The following is a 17,185-nucleotide window of genomic DNA, read 5'->3' on the forward strand; positions in this document are numbered from 1 at the left end:
ATAGAGTTTATTGAAGAATTAGGCGGTGAGTGTTCACAAAAACAGACTGCGAATTTGCAGTTACTTCAAATACGAACATCACAGCCGGGGGATTGTGCGGTTTTAGAACCGGCGGTGCGGGTGGCTAGTGTGGGCGAGCAAGTAAACGAGGACAAGGAACAGCTGCGTGCGGGCAAACCCTGCCGACGTGGTCTGAGCGCTTGCCTGGATCAGCTCCTTGCGAAATGGAGCGTGGACGATTCCCAGTTTGAAAGACCGTTGCGCGGTGTTTTCCTTTCATTCCTCGTGTTGATCGTCGCCGTCCTTTGCATTCAAAACATCGCTTCAGGCTACCGCAACCTGCTTGAGCCTCAGGAAGCCGTCATCCGGACAACCGAGCGACTGCTGACGCAGCAACGCGCGTTTGGCACGCAGATGCTTGATCGCGCGGTCCGTGAAATCAGTTCCGATAAGAATCTTCAAAATGCCATCCAGCGGCATGACACCGGCACAATCCGTGCCATCGCCGACAAAATTATGCTGGCTGCTCCGGAAGGCAGCAGTGTTGCAGAATTCACAATCTATGGTGCGGACCAGAAACCGATTTACAGCTCGAGAAGCCCCGTTGTTGCAGAGCCGGCCCACTTGGCATTTCAAAATGACTTGAGTGCAAATCTGACACGCAACACGAGCAACATAGAATTGAGTATCGACGGAAAATTTGTGGTCAGTGTCTTCCAGGCCTGGACCGTCGATGGCAACCTTTTCGGATACTTGAAACTCGCCGTCGACATTGAGCGCTCGCTTGTCGTTGCCGGGGCCGCAGTCGACGCTGAACTCGTCAACTTAAGCAAGATGGACATTCCCCAAAGCCTGAATGGTCAGCAGATCAGTTCTCGCGTCCTGGGCGAACCGATGAAAACCGAATTCAATTTCAGTGCGCTGACCAATTCGGCGACCGGTCTGCTCAATCTGGACCGGTTCTACTTCCAGAATTCACAGGTTTTCATTGTCCACGAACTGCCTGTACGTCCAGCGATGCCCGGACATGACGCAAAACTGATCCTGGTGAAGAACATCACCGATCATTTCTGGGCATTTCTTCAAGGGGCCTTGCTCACGCTTTCAGCCGGTGGCGGCATTGCACTTCTTGCCTGGATCGTGATCCGCCGATTGCTCTCCAGACTTCAAAGATCCGTGCAAACCACCCATTCGCACCTGACGGGCATGGTCGCAGAAAATACACGGCAATTGGAAGAGAGCGCTTCGCAACTGCTCGAAGCCCAGCGCATCGCCGGAGTTGGCAGCTGGGAACGTGACCTGAAAACCGACCTTTTCATTGGGTCTGAAGAGTTCTTCCGGATCACCCGCATATCGCCCGACCAGCCGGGGGGTAAAATCCGCCAACAACTGCTCGATCTTGTGCCTGAAAAGGAACGATTGCGGAACCTCGAGGTGGTTCGAGAGGCGATTGAAAACCGAAGCGAGTTCGAGTTCGAACATTCCCTGATTTTTGCGCCGGACGACTGCCGCAGCATTTATGTTCGCGGCTATGTAATGGCCGGACCAGATGGCGACGCCACAAAGATCGTCGGGATTATCCATGACATCACCGACCGCCAGAAGGCGGAACGCCAGAGCCAGCTTTTGGCCAACATTCTGGAATCGTCTCTGAACGAGATCTACATTCTGAACGTTGATACCTTCCGCATCGAATACGCAAACAGGTGTGCGATCGACAATCTTGGATTTGATCTCGACGAGCTGAAGTCACGCCGGATCTGGGACATCAACCCGCTCTATGATCAGGAAACCGTGCGCAGGCATGTAACTCCCTTGCTCAAGGGGGTGCGTGGCAGCCTGTCGATTGAAAGCGAACACAGACGCAAAGACGGCAGTGAGTACCCGGTCGATCTTCGGGTTCAAATCCTGAAGGACCACGATCGCAATCTGTTTGTGGCGATTGCAAATGACGTTTCGGACCGGGTCCAGAGGGAGAAGGAAACCCGAGAGGCCAAGATAAGGGCGGAGCGCCTTGCCTATTTCGATCCGCTCACGAAACTGTCCAATCGTGCCGGATGCCAGCGGGACGCCAAGTCGCTCTTTGCCAGAGACGACAAACCGTCCTTTCTCATTCATGTGGACATGGATGGCTTCAAGCGCGTCAACGACACGCTCGGTCACCTTGCCGGGGATCATTGCCTTGAAGAAACCGGCAGGCGGCTCAGGGAAGTCTGCCGCGGTCTCGGCACTCCTTATCGGTGGGGTGGAGACGAGTTTGTTATTCTTGCGGACAGCAGCACATCCGATCCAAATCAGCTTTGTGAGCGCGCAAGGCGTCTCATGCGCCAGCCGATGGAATTCAATGGCAATCGCTTCTGGCCTACCGTCAGTATGGGGATTGCGCTCTGTCCGGACGATGCAGACAGTTTCGACACTCTTCTGGTAAACGCGGATCTGGCGCTCTACCAGTCAAAGGAAAACGGCAAAGACCGCTACACGTTCTTCAAAACAAACATGAAGGCGGAGAGCGAAACCGAGGCCCAAATCGAGCTTGAGCTTCATGATGCCGTCAAACACGATCAGTTTTATCTCGTCTTCCAGCCTCAGGTGAATTTGCGAAGCCAGGCGGTTACCGGCGTTGAAGCACTGATACGATGGACCCATCCAGAGAGGGGCGAGCTCTCACCCGGCGAGTTTTTACCTGTTGTCGAGAAAAGCAGCCTTGCCCCCATCCTTGGCGAGATCGTCATCGACAAAGCACTGGCGGCGGCAAAGAGCTGGCTCGACAGTGGCATCAACTTCGGCAGAATTTCCATCAATGTATCACCAGCTCATCTGGCCTCTGGCAAACTGGTTGAACACTTCAGCGCCGCAATGAAACGCCATGGCGTCAACCCGGAAAAGGTCACTGCAGAAGTTCTGGAATCGGTGTTTCTGAATGACAATGGATCAGGACACCTTGAGGCTCTGAAAAAACTCTATGATCTCGGCGTCCATATAGAACTGGACGATTTTGGTACGGGTTACGCATCCCTGACGCATGTTGCCGATCTTCCGATCAACGGTCTGAAGATCGACCGTTCCTTTACGCGCCAGATGCTTCAGGACGCGAAGAAGGAAGCTGTCGTCAATCAGCTGATACATCTGGCCCGCTCGTTGAATATTGGCGTGGTTTGCGAGGGCGTCGAGACAGAGGCGCAATACGACCGGTTGCGCATGATGGGCGACTTCTCCATTCAGGGCTTCCTGATCGCCAAACCCATGGTCTTCGATCAGGTGACAAACTGGATTTCGGAATCGAGCGACGACTTGTACTTCGTCCTTTAAGAGCGTTGCTCAAGGCCTTTGGCTTGGCAAAGCATGCGCCACTCCCCATGTGCTTGAGTGTAGTCACAACAGGACGATACTTATGCAATCCGACACTTCCCATCCCAAGATCGGGCTTGCGCTTGGAGGCGGTGGCGCGCGTGGTCTCGCTCATATTCCAGTTCTGGAAGCCCTGGACGATCTGGGTCTAAGACCGACACAAATCGCCGGCACTTCCATTGGCGCGATCATGGGGGCCGCTTATGCAAGCGGCCGTAGCGGAGAGCAAATTCGAGAAATTACTCTCAAGACGTTCTCGGATCGAAATGCGGTCCTTTCCCGCCTTTGGCAACTCAGGCCGAAGAAGTTTGCTGATATGTTCCGCTCAGGACCGGTTCAGTTCGACCCGGAACGCGTCCTGGAGGTGTTCATTTCAGAATTTCTTCCAGGCACCTTCGAAGACCTGGATATCCCCCTCAGGCTGATCGCAACCGACTTTTTCGGCTGTCGGGAGGTCGACTTCGATTCGGGGCCTCTTCTTCCTGCGATTGCAGCTTCGATTGCAATACCCGCCGTTTTCAGGCCTGTACGTCACAATGGACGTCATCTGATCGATGGCGGCGTTGTGAACCCGTTACCTTTTGATGGCTTGCGGGATAGATGCGATATTGTCATCGCCGTTGATGTCGTCGGCGCCCCGATTCCACGCCCAAACAGCGACGACATTAACATGCTGGACAGTCTCTTCGGCTCCTCACAGATCCTTATGCAAACGATCACAAAGCAAAAACTCAAGTTGGATCAGCCAGATATACTGGTTCGCCCACCGCACGACACCGTCCGTGTGCTTGATTTCTTGAAAGCCGATCGCATTCTGAACAAGGCGGAGCCATTGCGAGATCAAACAAAGGAACAACTGTCAGCACTGACAAAAGAAACAGCGCTCGTTACTTGAGAGCAACATGAGCATATTTAACAAGAACGATCACTCTTGTTATCACAATTACTTTATTTAATAGTTCATTAATAAAACGCATAAATACTTTTCCTATCTTATTAGGAGAAGGTCTATGCGGCCAGTTGGTTCTACAGATTTGGAAGACTGCCCTGTTTCCGAAGATTTGCTGAAGCGATTGCTCGAAGCAACGCTGAGTGCAGTCTCCGACGTGGGCGATCAGCTGCCGGAGCGCCAACGCGCAGCCCTGGCTGTTTATTGTTATCGTCGGTCACATTTTCGCAAGCTGGGCCTGTCGCTTGCTAGCCATTGCAGCAAGCAAGCCATGATTCTGGAAGCTGGCCATGCCGGCGAGATGATTCACATGCAGGCAACAGATGACAAGAAGGCGCTGGAGATCGAACGGCAATCCACGCCCAAAGGGGGAAAGGCCCCCGTCAGCCTTTACGTGGTTTGAACACTCAGTTCCGGGGCTGGTCCTTCCTCCCACCCGCCCCCACCTCAGGCAACCGCCTTCGCAAATCCGTGCGAACGGTTGCCTTTTCTTTTGGCAGCATCGAGAAAAACGATCAAGTTCTCGCCAAAGCAACACAGATACGTCTCTAGTCGCTTGCCCTGACAGTCCGACCCGCTAACTTAAGGTCATGGCAGTCTTCAGGGAGAGCGCATCATGACCCGGGACGTTCCGGACCTATTTAAGACGTTGGCTCACGGCCTTGGCCAAATCCGCTCGGTTTCGATGCTGATCGGTTGCATTATGGCAGTTGCATTTGTTCAACCAGCAATGGCCATTTGCCAATTGGTTGCAGACGCCCCCTACCGGCAATTGCTCCCTGGTGAAGCGAGGGTCTGGAACGCATCGCTGCAGGCGGGCGAAGTCCAGATTCGCTATATCGGACACTCCACTTTCGAATTGGAAACACCCAAGGGGGTGCGAATTGCGACGGACTACAACGACAGCGTTCGTCCATTTCTGCCACCGACCGTTGCCACGATGAACGGTGCGCACAGCACGCACTATTCGCTCAATCCGGACCCGAGCATCGAGCATCTTCTATATGGCTGGAACCCGGATGGCGGGGCAATGGACCATGACATGACGGTGGAAGATGTCCGGATCCGCAATATCCAGACCAATATACGTGGCTGGGACGGTGAAACCCGACGGCTCGGAAATTCCATCTTTGTTTTTGAGATTGCCGACCTGTGCATTGCCCATCTCGGTCACCTGCACCACAGGCTAACAAAGGAAGACCTGACCAGACTGGGGCAGATAGATATTGTGTTTGCCGCCGTGGACAACACATCGACATTGCGTCTGGACAGTCTCATGGATGTGCTGGAAAGCATCGGTCCGGCCATGGTTATTCCGATGCATTTTCACTTTGCCGGTGCGCTTCAGGCGTTTACCGGGCGCGCCGCAGAAGCCGGGTATGAGATTGTTCGCGCAGAAAATGCCAAACTCATTGTCAGCCGTGCCAGTCTGCCTACCAAACCAACCGCATACATCATGATGCCTGGCGGCGCGTGAGTTAGGGCGCATAGCGCAGAAAGAGAACCTGACTGTCCCCGGCTTGCCGTCGATCAACTTCGGCAAAGCCTTCGGGTGTTTCAATGTCGGCACTTGCCCGCTCTTCCAGTACACAGACTGCGTCCGGCTTGAGCCAGCCTCCGGAACCAGCTGACTGCAGTGCCTTTTCACCGAGGCCCTTGTCATAAGGCGGATCGGCAAAGAGAATGTCGAACGGTTCGATCGTACCAGGTTCGCCCAGGCGGGTTGCGTCCCGTCGGAAGATTTTCGCAGCTCCGTTTAGCCCCAGACTTTCCATGTTGCGCCGGATCACTCCGCGCGCTTCAGCCCCCTCTTCTATGAAGGTGCAATGGCGCGCTCCTCTGCTGATGGCTTCAAAGCCGAGCGCTCCGGTTCCGGCAAACAAGTCCAGAACGCGCGCGCCTTCGAATTCCATTCCCAAGCCGTGCGCGAGAATGTTGAAGATCGTCTCGCGCAGTCTGTCGCTTGTCGGACGGGTTCCCTGAGATTTAGGCGCCGCAATCGCGGCGCCCTTGAAGCGCCCTGCGACTATTCTCACGAACGGTCTCCGCGACGCGGTCCCCGACCGCCCTTGGGCGGGCCACGCCGCTCCTCTTTTTCGCGCGTGCTTCGACTTTCCTGCTGCTTGTCGTCAACGAGGCCATCCTCACTCCAAATCCGACGCTGAGGTGGGCTGCGTCGCTCTTGGTCCATGTCCTTGCGGGCCCTGGGTGCTGAAGTCATGCGGAAACGGGAACGGGGAGACACCTTTTCCTGACGCTGACCGCTGTTCTTGCGCGGCGCCTTACCCTGTTTGCGATCCGCACGTTCGCTCTTGGCAGCCTTTTTCCGGTCTGTTTCTGTTTTGCCTTCACGCGCCGTCAGCCACTTGCCCTGGCCTTCTTCGCGTCGGCCGCCGGATTTGCGGTCGTCTCTGCCACCGCCAGACCGTTTTGTGGCCGACGTCTTTTCAGCTTCCTGTTTGGGTGTATGAAAGATCGGTGCGTCGAAGTCTGCTCCAGCCTCTTCGGCCAAGGCCTCGCCAAGCTGATCCCGCAATACGCGCCCGCGAATTTCGCGAACATCATTTTCCGGCAGATCCATGAGCTGAAACGGTCCATAGGACACGCGGATCAGTCGGTTCACGGCAAGACCGAGATGTTCAAGCACACGCTTCACCTCCCGGTTCTTTCCTTCCCGCAAGCTGACGGTCATCCAGACGTTTCCGCCCTGCTCCTTGTCAAGCACAGCTTCGATCGCACCGTAAAGAACACCATCGATAGCAACACCGTCCTGCAACCCATTCAGATCGGCCTGCGTGACTTTGCCAAAGGCACGAACACGGTACCGTCTCAACCAACCGGTGGCAGGGAGTTCAAGAACCCTCGCGAGCCCGCCGTCATTGGTTAAGAGCAACAGACCTTCCGTGTTGATGTCGAGCCGCCCAACTGTCAGCACACGAGGCAGATCGTCCGGCAACCTGTCGAAGACAGTAGGGCGCCCCTCAGGGTCCTTGTTCGTCGTCACAAGGCCACGCGGCTTGTGATAAAGCCAAAGCCTTGTTCTTTCCCGGGTCGGTAGAGCTGTTCCGTCCACAAGGACCTTGTCGTCCGGCGTCACCGTGACTGCCGGTGTGGTGAGAACCTGACCGTTCAGTTCAACCCGGCCGTTGGCAATCCAGGTTTCTGCTTCGCGGCGCGAACACAGGCCTGCGCGCGCCATAACCTTGGCAATCCGCTCGCCTCGAGAGCCGGTTTCGTCGGTCGTGCTGCGCGACGCAGGCATAGCCGCGCTTTTCTTTGGGCCGTCTTTCTTCGCACCTTGTGGCCCACGCCGTTTTGAAGGTGCACGATTGTCGCGCGCTCGCGGGTTCACCGAACCGGGGCGCTTGGGGGGAGTTTTTCTTGTCGTCATGGCCGCGTCATAGCAGAGCTTTGCCTTTTCTGAAATCGCTTGTTGCATTCACAGGCTGCAAAGGCGCTGACACCCAGACGCATAGCTCGGTCGAAAAGAAGAAATTACGGGGCTGACTGTATCGGCTTTTGCGATTAAACACGAACTTTCTTCGCCTCTCCAAAAGGGCCCTGAGACAATAAATGACCAGCGGTCAGCACTCCCAACGTGACAAGACATTCATGGATCTTGCGCTTGAAGAGGCGGAAAAAGCCTCCAGCCGCGGGGAAGTGCCTGTGGGCGCCGTTCTGGTCAGAGGAACCAGTATCCTCGCGCGGGACGGCAACCGAACCCTTGAACTCAACGACCCCACGGCGCACGCCGAAGTTCTGGTCATCCGCAAAGCCTGTGCATTGCTGAATTCACAGCGACTACCTGATTGCGATCTGTACGTGACGCTGGAACCCTGTACCATGTGTGCAGGCGCTATCTCGTTTGCCCGTATACGAAGGCTCTACTACGGCGCTGGCGACGAGAAAGGTGGCGCGGTTGATCATGGCGCTCGTTTCTTCGATCAGCCGACCTGCCATCATGCTCCCGATACCTATTCCGGTATAGGCGAGGTTCAGGCAGCGAAACTCCTGAGAGCTTTCTTCAACTCAAGGCGTCGAAACTGATGCGCACCGGTCTTGCCGGTACGGAGGATCTATTCTTCGGCTTTGGTCTTCTCCCAGGCATCAAGAACCGCCGGCCACAGACCTTGTGACCAGAGATTGTTGTGGGCCGCACCGTCGAAGATCAGGATCTCTTTGGGATCTGCAGCGCGTTCAAACAACCGTTTTCCGTGTTCAACGGGAATCACGAAATCTTCCGTGCCGTGGACGATCAGGATCGGCGCCCGGACATTTCCAATACGCTCGCGTGTCGGCATCTGGTCGATCATGAGCAGCCCGACGGGCAACCAGGGATATTGTTCGTATGCCCTGTCGACCAACGCCGTATATGGCGCTTCAAGGACAAGCAAATCTGTGTCCGGCTGATCTGCAGCTATCGCGGTTGCAACGCCTGTACCCATACTCTCGCCATGGATGATGATCCGATCCGTAAGACCTGCCACGGCTTGGAAGTGTTCCCGGCCATCTGAAATCAAATCAACTTCCGTCGGGCTGCCTTCGCTGCCTGCATAGCCTCTATAACTGGGCGCGTAGAGCCCGAAGCCACTGTCGAGGATCTGTTTGAAGCGAGATGCGCGCGTGGACACGTTTCCGGAATTGCCGTGAAAATAAAGAACCGTCGGAGCACCTTCGACCGCTGGCGCAGCAGACCAGACGCTGATTTGTGTGCCGTCTGCCATGGTCACAGTTTCAACTGCTACCTGGTCAAGCCCGGCCTCCGCGGGGTCAGACAACTCTCCCGTCGGTACAAACAGAAAGCTGCGCTGGTTCAGATACATGAAGCCTGCTGCCATCGTGTACGCAATCGCCACGACGACAGTCAGATTGACCAACAGCTTGCGGACACGTTTTCCCGAACCGGATGGTGTTGCCCTGGCATTCAGGGCCGGATCGTTTTCAGCTTCGGACATGCACGTATCTCAAATCAGTTTCCGGAATTCTCATTTGGGTTTTGTTGCCGGCGTCGGCATCGCGGTCACTTGCGGCCGAAGAGTTTCTCAATATCCGTGAGTTTCAACTCAACCCAGGTTGGCCGACCATGGTTGCATTGCCCGGATAGCGGCGTTGCTTCCATGTCCCGCAACAAGGCATCCATTTCCTCTGCACGCATCCGCCGACCGGCGCGAACGGAGCCATGGCAGGCCATCGTGGCGGCAACATGGTCAAGTTTGTCCCTCAGACCATCTGCCGTGTCCCATTCGGCAAGTTCGTCAGCAAGATTGCGGACCATACCTTGAATATCCATGTCGCCGAGCATCGCCGGCGTTTCTCTGACGGCGATAGCACCAGGACCGAATGCCTCAAGCGACAGGCCTACGGCCTCCAGATCGTCGGCACGCTCGGCGAGCCGGGCCGCGTCTTCTTCAGGCAATTCGACGATTTCAGGGATCAGAAGCATTTGCCGTGCAACACTTTTCTTCGCCAGCGCTTCTTTCAAACGTTCATAAACAAGGCGCTCATGAGCGGCATGCTGATCCACGATGACAACCCCATCACCTGTCTGGGCAATGATGTAGGTTTCGTGGACCTGTGCCCTTGCGGCTCCGAGGGGCAGCAAAGTCTTTTCCGTTTCCACCGGTATTTCGTGGGCTCTGGCGTCCGCAGAAGGCGTCGCAAGCCCCGCGAACCCGTCCTGTCCGGGTGTTTGGAAAGCTCTTTGGGCACTTTCAGAAAATTCGGAAATCGGCCCCTCATTTTCCTCAAGTGGCCGAAAGGCCTCCGGGTTCCAGTGGGCTGCTGCAGTTGCACGAGCAAATCCGCTACCCCGCCCGGCATATGCAGTATCTGTTGCTCCTCCCGCTGGCGAAGCGGCAAATCCATACCCAGCCTGAGGGTCGCCATGAGATCTGATTGCGTCCAGGGCAATCGCTGCATTTGAGGTCGAAGCACGGTGGCCGGCATCAACCAGTGCGCGCTTTATGGCACCAACCAGCAGTCCTCGCACCAATTGCGCATCCCTGAACCTGACATCCGCCTTTGCGGGGTGAACATTGACGTCTACCTGACCGGGATCGAGTTCAATAAACAGGACGACAACCGGATGCCGGTCACGCGCCAGAACATCTGCATAGGCACCGCGCAGGCCCGACAACAACAGTTTGTCCTTTACCGGTCTGCCGTTCACAAAAAAGAACTGATGCTGGGCATTGCCCCGGTGATGTGTCGGAAGCCCGGCAAACCCCGACAACCTGACGCCTTCCCGCTCAGCGTCGATTTCCATGGCATTGTCGACAAACTCCGGGCCGAGAATTTGAGCAATTCGAGCAAGGTGCGGCTCATCTCCTCGAGCTGCCGGCCAGCTTTGCGCCTGGCGATCTGCTCCTGAAAGTGAAAACCCTACAGTTGGATAAGCCAGGGCGATGCGTTTAACGATCTCGGTGATCGCTGCCGCCTCGGCACGATCGGATTTCAAAAACTTCAAGCGTGCAGGTGTCGCAAAGAACAGATCGCGCACCTCAACCTGGGTGCCCTTGGCTCTGGCGGCGGGAACAATCGGCTGATGCCTGCCACCTTCAACCGCGATGGCCCATGCATGATCTTCCGTTTCGTGGCGTGTCTGAATGGCAAGGCGAGCGACGGACCCGATCGAGGGCAATGCTTCGCCACGAAACCCGAGCGTGCGAATATCGAAGAGGTCATCATCCGAAATCTTGGAAGTGCAGTGCCGGCGAACAGCCAGTTCCAGGTCGTCGCGGTTCATCCCAAGTCCATCGTCAGCCACACGCATCAGGGTCTTGCCGCCGGCAGCCGTGACAATCTCGATGTTCCCGGCTCCGGCATCGACCGCGTTTTCGACCAGCTCCTTGATGACGCTGGCCGGACGCTCAATCACTTCCCCGGCGGCGATCTGGTTGATCACCTGTTCGCCAAGTTGCCTGACCTTCATGAAACTCCCTTTACTCGGTTTCTTACCGCGCTGCGATCCTATATGGTCCGCGCCGAGTTTGCCTCGATTCTTTCATCAGCTTATCAGACACACCGTGATCCGAGTGACCCGCCATGACCGTTTCTGCACCGCTTCTTGTTGACGGGCTCCGCGCCCTTGCCCCTTCCTATAAGGGCATCTTGTGTGACGTCTGGGGCGTTTTGCACAACGGGGTCGCCGCCTTTGAAGATGCCCACAAGGCGCTGCGAAAATACAGGGACGAAACCGGCGGCAAGGTCGTGCTGATAACCAACGCTCCGCGTCCTGCCAAACAGGTTGGTGAAATGCTCGCCAGTCTCGGCGTGCCGGAAGAGGCCTATGACGGCATTGTCACTTCAGGCGACGTCACGCGCAGTGTTCTGGAAGCACAAGGTACAAAAACGCTGTTACACATCGGCCCCAATCGGGACCAGCCTCTTTACTGGAACCTGGAAGCGACCTTCACGCAAAATGACGACGAGGCAGACGCTATCAGCTGCACCGGTCTGACGGATGATGAAACGGAAACACCGGATGATTATCGCGACCGTTTGCAGAAACTGGTCGACCGCAAGCTGCCGATGATCTGCGCCAATCCGGACATCGTTGTTGAGCGCGGCGACCGTCTGGTGTGGTGCGCCGGCGCTCTGGCAAGGCTTTACGAAGACCTTGGCGGTGAGGTTGCCATACTCGGCAAGCCTCACGGTCCGATCTACAAGGCAGCACTGGATCGGCTTTCGGAGCTCGCCGGCACGACGATCGCAAAGGAAGACGTCCTTGCAGTCGGTGACGGTTTGCCGACCGATATTCGCGGTGCAGTTTCGCAGGACATTGATGTGCTGTTCATAACTGCCGGTATTCACGCTTCGGATTTCGGCCCAAGCGATGATCCCGAGGAACACCTGATCCGCCGCCGTCTGACCGAAGAAGGTTTACGTGCCCGGGCTGCCCTTCCGCGCTTGTGGTGGTAAGCGGCAAACCGGACCCAATCGCCGGTCTGCATTTTGAAATGTCGGGGAAGGTTTTCAACACTCTTGCTGCCTACCGATGATAGCTCACTTGAAAAGAGCAACAGTCGACTGGCTTCCACAAAGTCTTTTTTGACGGACTTGAAACGAAAAAGGCTCTCACATGGAGAGCCTTTTTGAGAATTCTTTTTAAGCTTCGATCAGTCGAAGAGCTTATCGATATCTGCCTGCGCATCGCCTAGCATGGCGTCGATGTCGTCCTGAGACACACCTTGGCCATCGTGTTGCGGTCCGTGCAGGATCAACTCCCGCTGGCGGCGTTCTTCGTCTGTCTCGACCAGCTCGGCATCCAAATCTTCCGGAAGACGCAAGTGCTCGATGAAAGAGCTCACCCGTTCGTCAATGTAACGGAGCGTTGACACGACCTTTGAAATTCGCTGGCCTGTAATATCCTGGAAAGTACATGCCTCGAAGATCCCGATCATCTTGTTGGAGACGAGCTCCTGATAGGCTTCAGGATCGCTGGTGTCAGCAGACATGATGTCTTCTGCAGCTTCCATGATGGAGTTGGTGGCCTCTTCCGTAGCCTCAACAATCGCATCAAGTTCACGTCCGGCATCCGGGATCTTGTTGCCGGTCATGTCATTGGCACGCAATTGGGAGATTTCCTCCTTCATGCGCTTAATTTCCCTCGCGATCATCGTCAGCTCGTCAGTGACCGCCGGCTGAACAGTCTCGAGGTAATCATGCATCGAACCGGACATCATCTCAGCAAGATGCATGACATCTGTCAGGGAAACTTCACTTTCCCGGTTTTTGTTTTCCTGCAGGAAATCGATTACGCGGGCGATATTTTCTTGTTTCATTTTTTCGCGCCTTTCTTTCACGGCATCATTCGATGCGCGGAGCCCCCCAAAGGCCCGCTCGTCCGACAGGGTGCGGCATGTCACGCCCGATCCACCTGCCCAGCGGATCGAGATGTGCCACAACCATCGGCTGGCACTGGCGGAGACGCACCATGGAAGCGCTTACCCCGCCATATGCGAGAGATTATTCCGAGAAAACGGCTTCGATCTTGCCTTTCAACGTCTGCGCGTTGAACGGCTTCACGATGTAGTTGTTCACACCGGCTTTTTTGGCGGCAATGACGTTCTCGGTTTTGGATTCCGCTGTCACCATAATAAACGGTGTTTTGCTGAGACCGCTATCGGCACGAACCTGCTTGAGCAGTTCGTAGCCAGTCATCGGCTCCATATTCCAGTCGGAAATCACCAGGCCGTAACGGCGCTGTTTCATTTTTTCCAATGCTTCGGTACCGTCCGCGGCATCGTCGATGTCTTCGAAGCCAAGCTGCTTGAGCAGGTTCCGAATGATGCGAATCATGGTCTTATAATCATCGACCACGAGGACCGGCATCTGAAGATCAAGGGCCATTGTCTACTCCATACTGTCAATTTGCGCGGCCCCTGGCCGTGGGCCGGTGGATACGCGTTATGACTTTGAAGGAGAGTGACACATTCATCTGTGTCCTCACCTCCCCACACTCCAAGCAATCTAGACGCTGCCCCTGAAAAGACCGTTAATAACGCAGGTTTTTTTTCTCAGCCCAAAGCATAATTGCCAGAAAACCTTGGCCAGCCTAGCGTCCTGCCAACATAAAAAACTTGAATTCGAGGCGGAAACCCAATGTTGGAACTGCAAAAACTCTGTTTTGAAGATCTCAAGACCGGGATGAGCGAAGAACTTGTTAAACATGTCAGTTCTTCCGATGTTGTCGGTTTCGCCGAAGTATCCGGCGATAGAAATCCAATTCATCTTTCCGAACACTTTGCCGCCAGAACGCCCTTCAAGACCCGAATCGCGCACGGGCTTTATACCGCCAGTCTTATTTCCGCGGTTCTGGGAACCCGTTTACCCGGCCCGGGCGCCATCTATCTGTCGCAAACATTGAACTTCAAAGCACCCGTCAAGATCGGTGACGACGTCAAGGTCACCGTAACAGTCGAGGAGCTTCAGGAAAGGGGAAATCGCGCCCGTTTGTCATGCATCTGCAGCGTTGACGATACTGTCGTACTGGAAGGTGAAGCGCTGGTGAAAGTTCCCAGCCGCGATGAAGACCGCTCAGGCCTTTGAAGCCAACACGCACCTGTCGTGGTCTGCTCCATCTTGACCTTTCAAAGTCTTGGCGGCAGGTTCCTCGCCGAACGGGCGGTCAGCCTGGCTAAGTCCCTGCTCTCCTGACCGCCGATTTTGCGGACAGCCGGTCTTATCGGTCGGTCTTGCCGAAACGTTTTGCGAAAGTTACCTGGATGAGCCTGAGAGATCCATCAAAGTTCCTGATTGCCGACAGTCTTGATACCTTCCCTCAGGAGCTGAAGGGCGGCATCGTTGCGATTGGAAATTTCGATGGAGTTCATCGGGGTCATCGCGCTGTGCTTGGAGCAGCGCTTGGCCTCGGACACGGCACGCACCACCCGGTGTTTGCCATGAGTTTCGAGCCGCATCCCCGAACCGTCTTCAATCCGGCCAAACCTGTCAGCCGGTTGACGCCGCCGGAACAAAAACTTGGCCTACTGAAGGTCTGTGGTCTGGACGGCGCGCTTATCTTGCCTTTCACCAAGGAATTTGCCGGCATCGAAGCCAATGCCTTTGTTCAGGAAATCCTGATCGACACTCTTGGCATCTCTCACGCCGTGACCGGTTACGATTTTCATTTCGGCCGTGCAAGGCAGGGAACGCCCGACTACCTGCGCAATGCCGGTGCCAATCACGGCTTCGGTGTCACGATTGTGCAAAGAGAAGAAGATGAAGGCGCAGAGGTCATTTCTTCCACACGGGTTCGCGACAGCCTGCGACGCGGTGATATTGTTCAGGCCAACGCGCTTCTGGGCTATCGCTGGTTCTTCGAAAAGTCGGTTCAGCACGGCGACAAGCGCGGACGAGATCTCGGCTACCCGACCGCAAATCTGAATCTGGGAGAAGACACACCGCTGCAGCGCGGGATCTATGCGGTCAAGGTCAAAACAGGCGGGCAATGGTATGACGGTGTTGCCAGCTATGGACGCCGACCGACATTCGACAACGGCGCAACTCTCTTTGAAGTGCATTTGTTTGATTTCAACGGAGACTTATATGACGCAACCCTGCGCGTGCATCTTGTTGCTTACCTTCGGGGGGAAGAAAAGTTCGATAGCGTAGAGGCGCTCGTCACCCAGATGGACACAGACAGCGAAGAGGCGCGCGCTGCGCTGGCCTCCATGCAACCGTTGTCTGATATCGACATGAAATTGCTGGATCTTGCGCCCTGACAAAGCCCGCGCGTGCACTTTGCACCTGCGAGCAGTTGTCACTGAAGGCCGTAGTAACGTTACCTACTGTTGGATGCGACGATCAGGCGACAGTTGCGGGCACCTTTGAGATGTCTGTCGGCACATCGCGGGTTTCAAGATCATTGCCGAGACGACGCATACCGAGCCAAAGCACAATCAAGGGCAACAGCGGTGCAACCGGCAAACCAACATAAAGCGCCAAAGGGCTTGTGGACGCTGAAAGAGCAATGACACCAGCCAGCAAAACTTTTTCGTATGGCAAAAATCCGGACTTCAAACCGTCCCGGATCAGGAAGGCGCAGGGAACAACCAGCAACGTAAAGTCATAGGAGAGCGCGAAGGGCGTTACCAAAAGTGCTCCACCGACGAGAACCGAAGCGCGAACGGTCATGTCCTCGGACTTGCGCCACGCATGCCAAACACAGGCCAAGACACCAAGTCCCACAACTGCTTGCACTGACATGGCGCCCATGTGCCCCAAACCGAGTTGCCGGGCGCTGCCATAAGTTGAGACCATTTTGCCCCACTCGACGCCGCCCAGTTCCATCATTGCCGCAGCAACCGGGGCCTGTTGCCAGAAAACCACCCAAACGCCTATGCCGACGATTGCAACACTCAGACCGGCCAAGCCCAATGTCGTTACGGAAGCGCTGACAAAGGATCGCCAGTTCAAGCTGGCAATCAGTGCAACGGGCGCCAGAATTCCGAGCTGTGGCTTGATCGTCAAAAGACCAAGCGCCACTCCGGCCCAAACAAATTTGCCCCTCTCGATGCCAATCAAAAAGAAGGCATAGAGCGCAGCTGTCAAAGCTGCATTTTGCCCGTGAAACGCATTGTTGGCACAGGCAGGAACCAGAATGAGACAGGCAGCAAGCAGCCATTTCCCTGTGATCATGCGGCACGCGAGAAACAGCAATCCGGTGGTCAATCCGACGAAGGCAGCAAAAGCAACCTTATAAGGCAATAAGGCGAACGGGCTCTGTAACAACTGGAATGTCGGCGGATAGAAGAAGCCGAAAACCGTGTCGGAACCGGTGTAGGATTCCTGCAAGGCTGCGAACTCTTTCGGCAGATAAACAAGCTCCGGTGTACCAGAGAGCACCTGCTTGCCCGCGAGCCAGAAACTCAGGTAGTCCATCAGCAAGGTGCCGTTGGCGGAGCCGAAACTGTTCGGAAGCAAAAGCATCCAGGCAAGAGCCAGTGAATAGCCGATGGCAGAACACAGGCAGGCAAAGCCAATCCGGTCCCAGGTCAGCCAGTCGCCGCGCGTGGCGCCGCGGTGCCAAAGTCCCGGGTTCTGCGGGTCGGCAGCAGCCAATTCGCTGTTGATCTCAGTCTGAGCCGTCATGACCTTACCGTGTCCAAAACCTGTCGTTTGTTCATGTTGGCCGGCACAATGGCCGAAAGACGTCTATATTCGGTTACTTGGCGAAGAATGAATTGCCTCAATGTGCAATTTGCAGGGACATTTCCCAATCTGTCTTTATTCGCAGCCAAAGTACTGCTATGTCCCACTCCATGCACACTCAGGCTTACATAATTCATGGCGCACTGATGAACGCGATTGCGCGAATTACCTGCCCGGCCCTCGGCTGACGCGACCGCGCGGCGCCAGGGACCGGGTTCTTCCTGTTTCAAGTTG

General features: G+C 55.6%; 15 protein-coding genes. 8 read left to right on the top strand and 7 right to left on the bottom strand.

Annotation, left to right across the window (positions count from 1 at the left end):
- The first annotated feature begins 129 nt into the window (after nt 1-129).
- The 4 genes from K1718_RS22875 to K1718_RS22890 all read left to right on the top strand — a co-directional run bounded on the left by K1718_RS22875 (nt 130) and on the right by K1718_RS22890 (nt 5,774).
- Nucleotides 130-3,309, top strand: a complete 3,180-nt coding sequence (locus K1718_RS22875) for a putative bifunctional diguanylate cyclase/phosphodiesterase (protein ID WP_265680726.1) — start codon at nt 130-132, stop codon at nt 3,307-3,309.
- Between the two features lie 82 nt (nt 3,310-3,391).
- On the top strand, nt 3,392-4,243 hold the full coding sequence (locus K1718_RS22880) for a patatin-like phospholipase family protein (protein WP_265680725.1): 852 nt from the start codon (nt 3,392-3,394) through the stop codon (nt 4,241-4,243).
- 115 nt (nt 4,244-4,358) lie between these two features.
- A complete protein-coding gene (locus tag K1718_RS22885) occupies nt 4,359-4,700 on the top strand; it encodes a hypothetical protein (RefSeq protein ID WP_209006689.1) in 342 nt (113 codons plus the stop codon).
- 213 nt (nt 4,701-4,913) lie between these two features.
- Entirely contained in the window at nt 4,914-5,774 is an 861-nt protein-coding gene (locus K1718_RS22890; protein WP_209006690.1) for an MBL fold metallo-hydrolase, read from the top strand.
- A 1-nt stretch (nt 5,775) separates the two neighbouring features.
- Here the strand turns inward: K1718_RS22890 and rsmD are convergent, their stop codons facing one another.
- Nucleotides 5,776-6,333 carry a 16S rRNA (guanine(966)-N(2))-methyltransferase RsmD gene (gene rsmD, locus K1718_RS22895; RefSeq protein ID WP_265680724.1) on the bottom strand — a complete coding sequence of 186 codons (558 nt, stop codon included), beginning with the start codon at nt 6,331-6,333 and terminating at the stop codon, nt 5,776-5,778.
- Nucleotides 6,330-7,736, bottom strand: a complete 1,407-nt coding sequence (locus K1718_RS22900) for a pseudouridine synthase (RefSeq protein WP_418068056.1) — start codon at nt 7,734-7,736, stop codon at nt 6,330-6,332. The genes rsmD and K1718_RS22900 overlap by 4 nt, the downstream gene beginning before the upstream one ends.
- A gap of 134 nt (nt 7,737-7,870) precedes the next feature.
- Between K1718_RS22900 and K1718_RS22905 the strand changes: the two genes are divergently transcribed.
- Nucleotides 7,871-8,344: a nucleoside deaminase gene (locus K1718_RS22905; RefSeq protein ID WP_265680723.1), complete on the top strand. Its 474-nt coding sequence runs from the start codon at nt 7,871-7,873 to the stop codon at nt 8,342-8,344.
- A gap of 29 nt (nt 8,345-8,373) precedes the next feature.
- On the opposite strand, the gene K1718_RS22910 is transcribed toward K1718_RS22905, so the two are convergent.
- Both K1718_RS22910 and mutL read right to left on the bottom strand, forming a co-directional pair.
- Complete coding sequence (locus K1718_RS22910) at nt 8,374-9,252, bottom strand: alpha/beta hydrolase (RefSeq protein WP_265680722.1); 879 nt, start codon at nt 9,250-9,252, stop codon at nt 8,374-8,376.
- Between the two features lie 65 nt (nt 9,253-9,317).
- Nucleotides 9,318-11,228 carry a DNA mismatch repair endonuclease MutL gene (mutL, locus tag K1718_RS22915; RefSeq protein WP_265680721.1) on the bottom strand — a complete coding sequence of 637 codons (1,911 nt, stop codon included), beginning with the start codon at nt 11,226-11,228 and terminating at the stop codon, nt 9,318-9,320.
- 113 nt (nt 11,229-11,341) lie between these two features.
- Here mutL and K1718_RS22920 point away from each other — a divergent pair, with 113 nt between their 5' ends.
- On the top strand, nt 11,342-12,217 hold the full coding sequence (locus tag K1718_RS22920) for a TIGR01459 family HAD-type hydrolase (protein ID WP_152503143.1): 876 nt from the start codon (nt 11,342-11,344) through the stop codon (nt 12,215-12,217).
- Between the two features lie 197 nt (nt 12,218-12,414).
- Here K1718_RS22920 and K1718_RS22925 read toward each other — a convergent pair whose 3' ends face one another.
- On the bottom strand, nt 12,415-13,080 hold the full coding sequence (locus K1718_RS22925) for a chemotaxis protein (RefSeq protein ID WP_152503144.1): 666 nt from the start codon (nt 13,078-13,080) through the stop codon (nt 12,415-12,417).
- Nucleotides 13,081-13,264: 184 nt separating this feature from the next.
- Nucleotides 13,265-13,648 (bottom strand): response regulator, encoded by a 384-nt coding sequence (locus K1718_RS22930; RefSeq protein ID WP_055675225.1) that lies wholly within the window; start codon nt 13,646-13,648, stop codon nt 13,265-13,267.
- A gap of 252 nt (nt 13,649-13,900) precedes the next feature.
- Here K1718_RS22930 and K1718_RS22935 point away from each other — a divergent pair, with 252 nt between their 5' ends.
- On the top strand, nt 13,901-14,347 hold the full coding sequence (locus K1718_RS22935) for a MaoC family dehydratase (RefSeq protein ID WP_152503145.1): 447 nt from the start codon (nt 13,901-13,903) through the stop codon (nt 14,345-14,347).
- 176 nt (nt 14,348-14,523) lie between these two features.
- A complete protein-coding gene (locus tag K1718_RS22940; protein WP_152503146.1) occupies nt 14,524-15,522 on the top strand; it encodes a bifunctional riboflavin kinase/FAD synthetase in 999 nt (332 codons plus the stop codon).
- A gap of 82 nt (nt 15,523-15,604) precedes the next feature.
- Here K1718_RS22940 and K1718_RS22945 read toward each other — a convergent pair whose 3' ends face one another.
- Nucleotides 15,605-16,891: a glycosyltransferase family 87 protein gene (locus tag K1718_RS22945; protein ID WP_265680720.1), complete on the bottom strand. Its 1,287-nt coding sequence runs from the start codon at nt 16,889-16,891 to the stop codon at nt 15,605-15,607.
- Between the last annotated feature and the right edge of the window lie 294 nt (nt 16,892-17,185).

Source organism: Roseibium porphyridii (genome assembly GCF_026191725.2).
Classification (GTDB): domain Bacteria; phylum Pseudomonadota; class Alphaproteobacteria; order Rhizobiales; family Stappiaceae; genus Roseibium; species Roseibium porphyridii.

Excerpts from the sequence above, each read along its gene's own strand:
- mutL (WP_265680721.1), bottom strand. The coding sequence starts at position 11,228 with ATGAAGGTCAGGCAACTTGGCGAACAGGTGATCAACCAGATCGCCGCC.
- K1718_RS22880 (WP_265680725.1), top strand. The coding sequence starts at position 3,392 with ATGCAATCCGACACTTCCCATCCCAAGATCGGGCTTGCGCTTGGAGGC.
- K1718_RS22930 (WP_055675225.1), bottom strand. The coding sequence starts at position 13,648 with ATGGCCCTTGATCTTCAGATGCCGGTCCTCGTGGTCGATGATTATAAG.
- K1718_RS22910 (WP_265680722.1), bottom strand. The coding sequence starts at position 9,252 with ATGTCCGAAGCTGAAAACGATCCGGCCCTGAATGCCAGGGCAACACCA.
- K1718_RS22945 (WP_265680720.1), bottom strand. The coding sequence starts at position 16,891 with ATGACGGCTCAGACTGAGATCAACAGCGAATTGGCTGCTGCCGACCCG.
- K1718_RS22925 (WP_152503144.1), bottom strand. The coding sequence starts at position 13,080 with ATGAAACAAGAAAATATCGCCCGCGTAATCGATTTCCTGCAGGAAAAC.
- K1718_RS22940 (WP_152503146.1), top strand. The coding sequence starts at position 14,524 with ATGAGCCTGAGAGATCCATCAAAGTTCCTGATTGCCGACAGTCTTGAT.
- K1718_RS22885 (WP_209006689.1), top strand. The coding sequence starts at position 4,359 with ATGCGGCCAGTTGGTTCTACAGATTTGGAAGACTGCCCTGTTTCCGAA.
- K1718_RS22890 (WP_209006690.1), top strand. The coding sequence starts at position 4,914 with ATGACCCGGGACGTTCCGGACCTATTTAAGACGTTGGCTCACGGCCTT.
- K1718_RS22900 (WP_418068056.1), bottom strand. The coding sequence starts at position 7,736 with ATGCAACAAGCGATTTCAGAAAAGGCAAAGCTCTGCTATGACGCGGCC.
- K1718_RS22935 (WP_152503145.1), top strand. The coding sequence starts at position 13,901 with ATGTTGGAACTGCAAAAACTCTGTTTTGAAGATCTCAAGACCGGGATG.
- K1718_RS22920 (WP_152503143.1), top strand. The coding sequence starts at position 11,342 with ATGACCGTTTCTGCACCGCTTCTTGTTGACGGGCTCCGCGCCCTTGCC.
- K1718_RS22905 (WP_265680723.1), top strand. The coding sequence starts at position 7,871 with ATGACCAGCGGTCAGCACTCCCAACGTGACAAGACATTCATGGATCTT.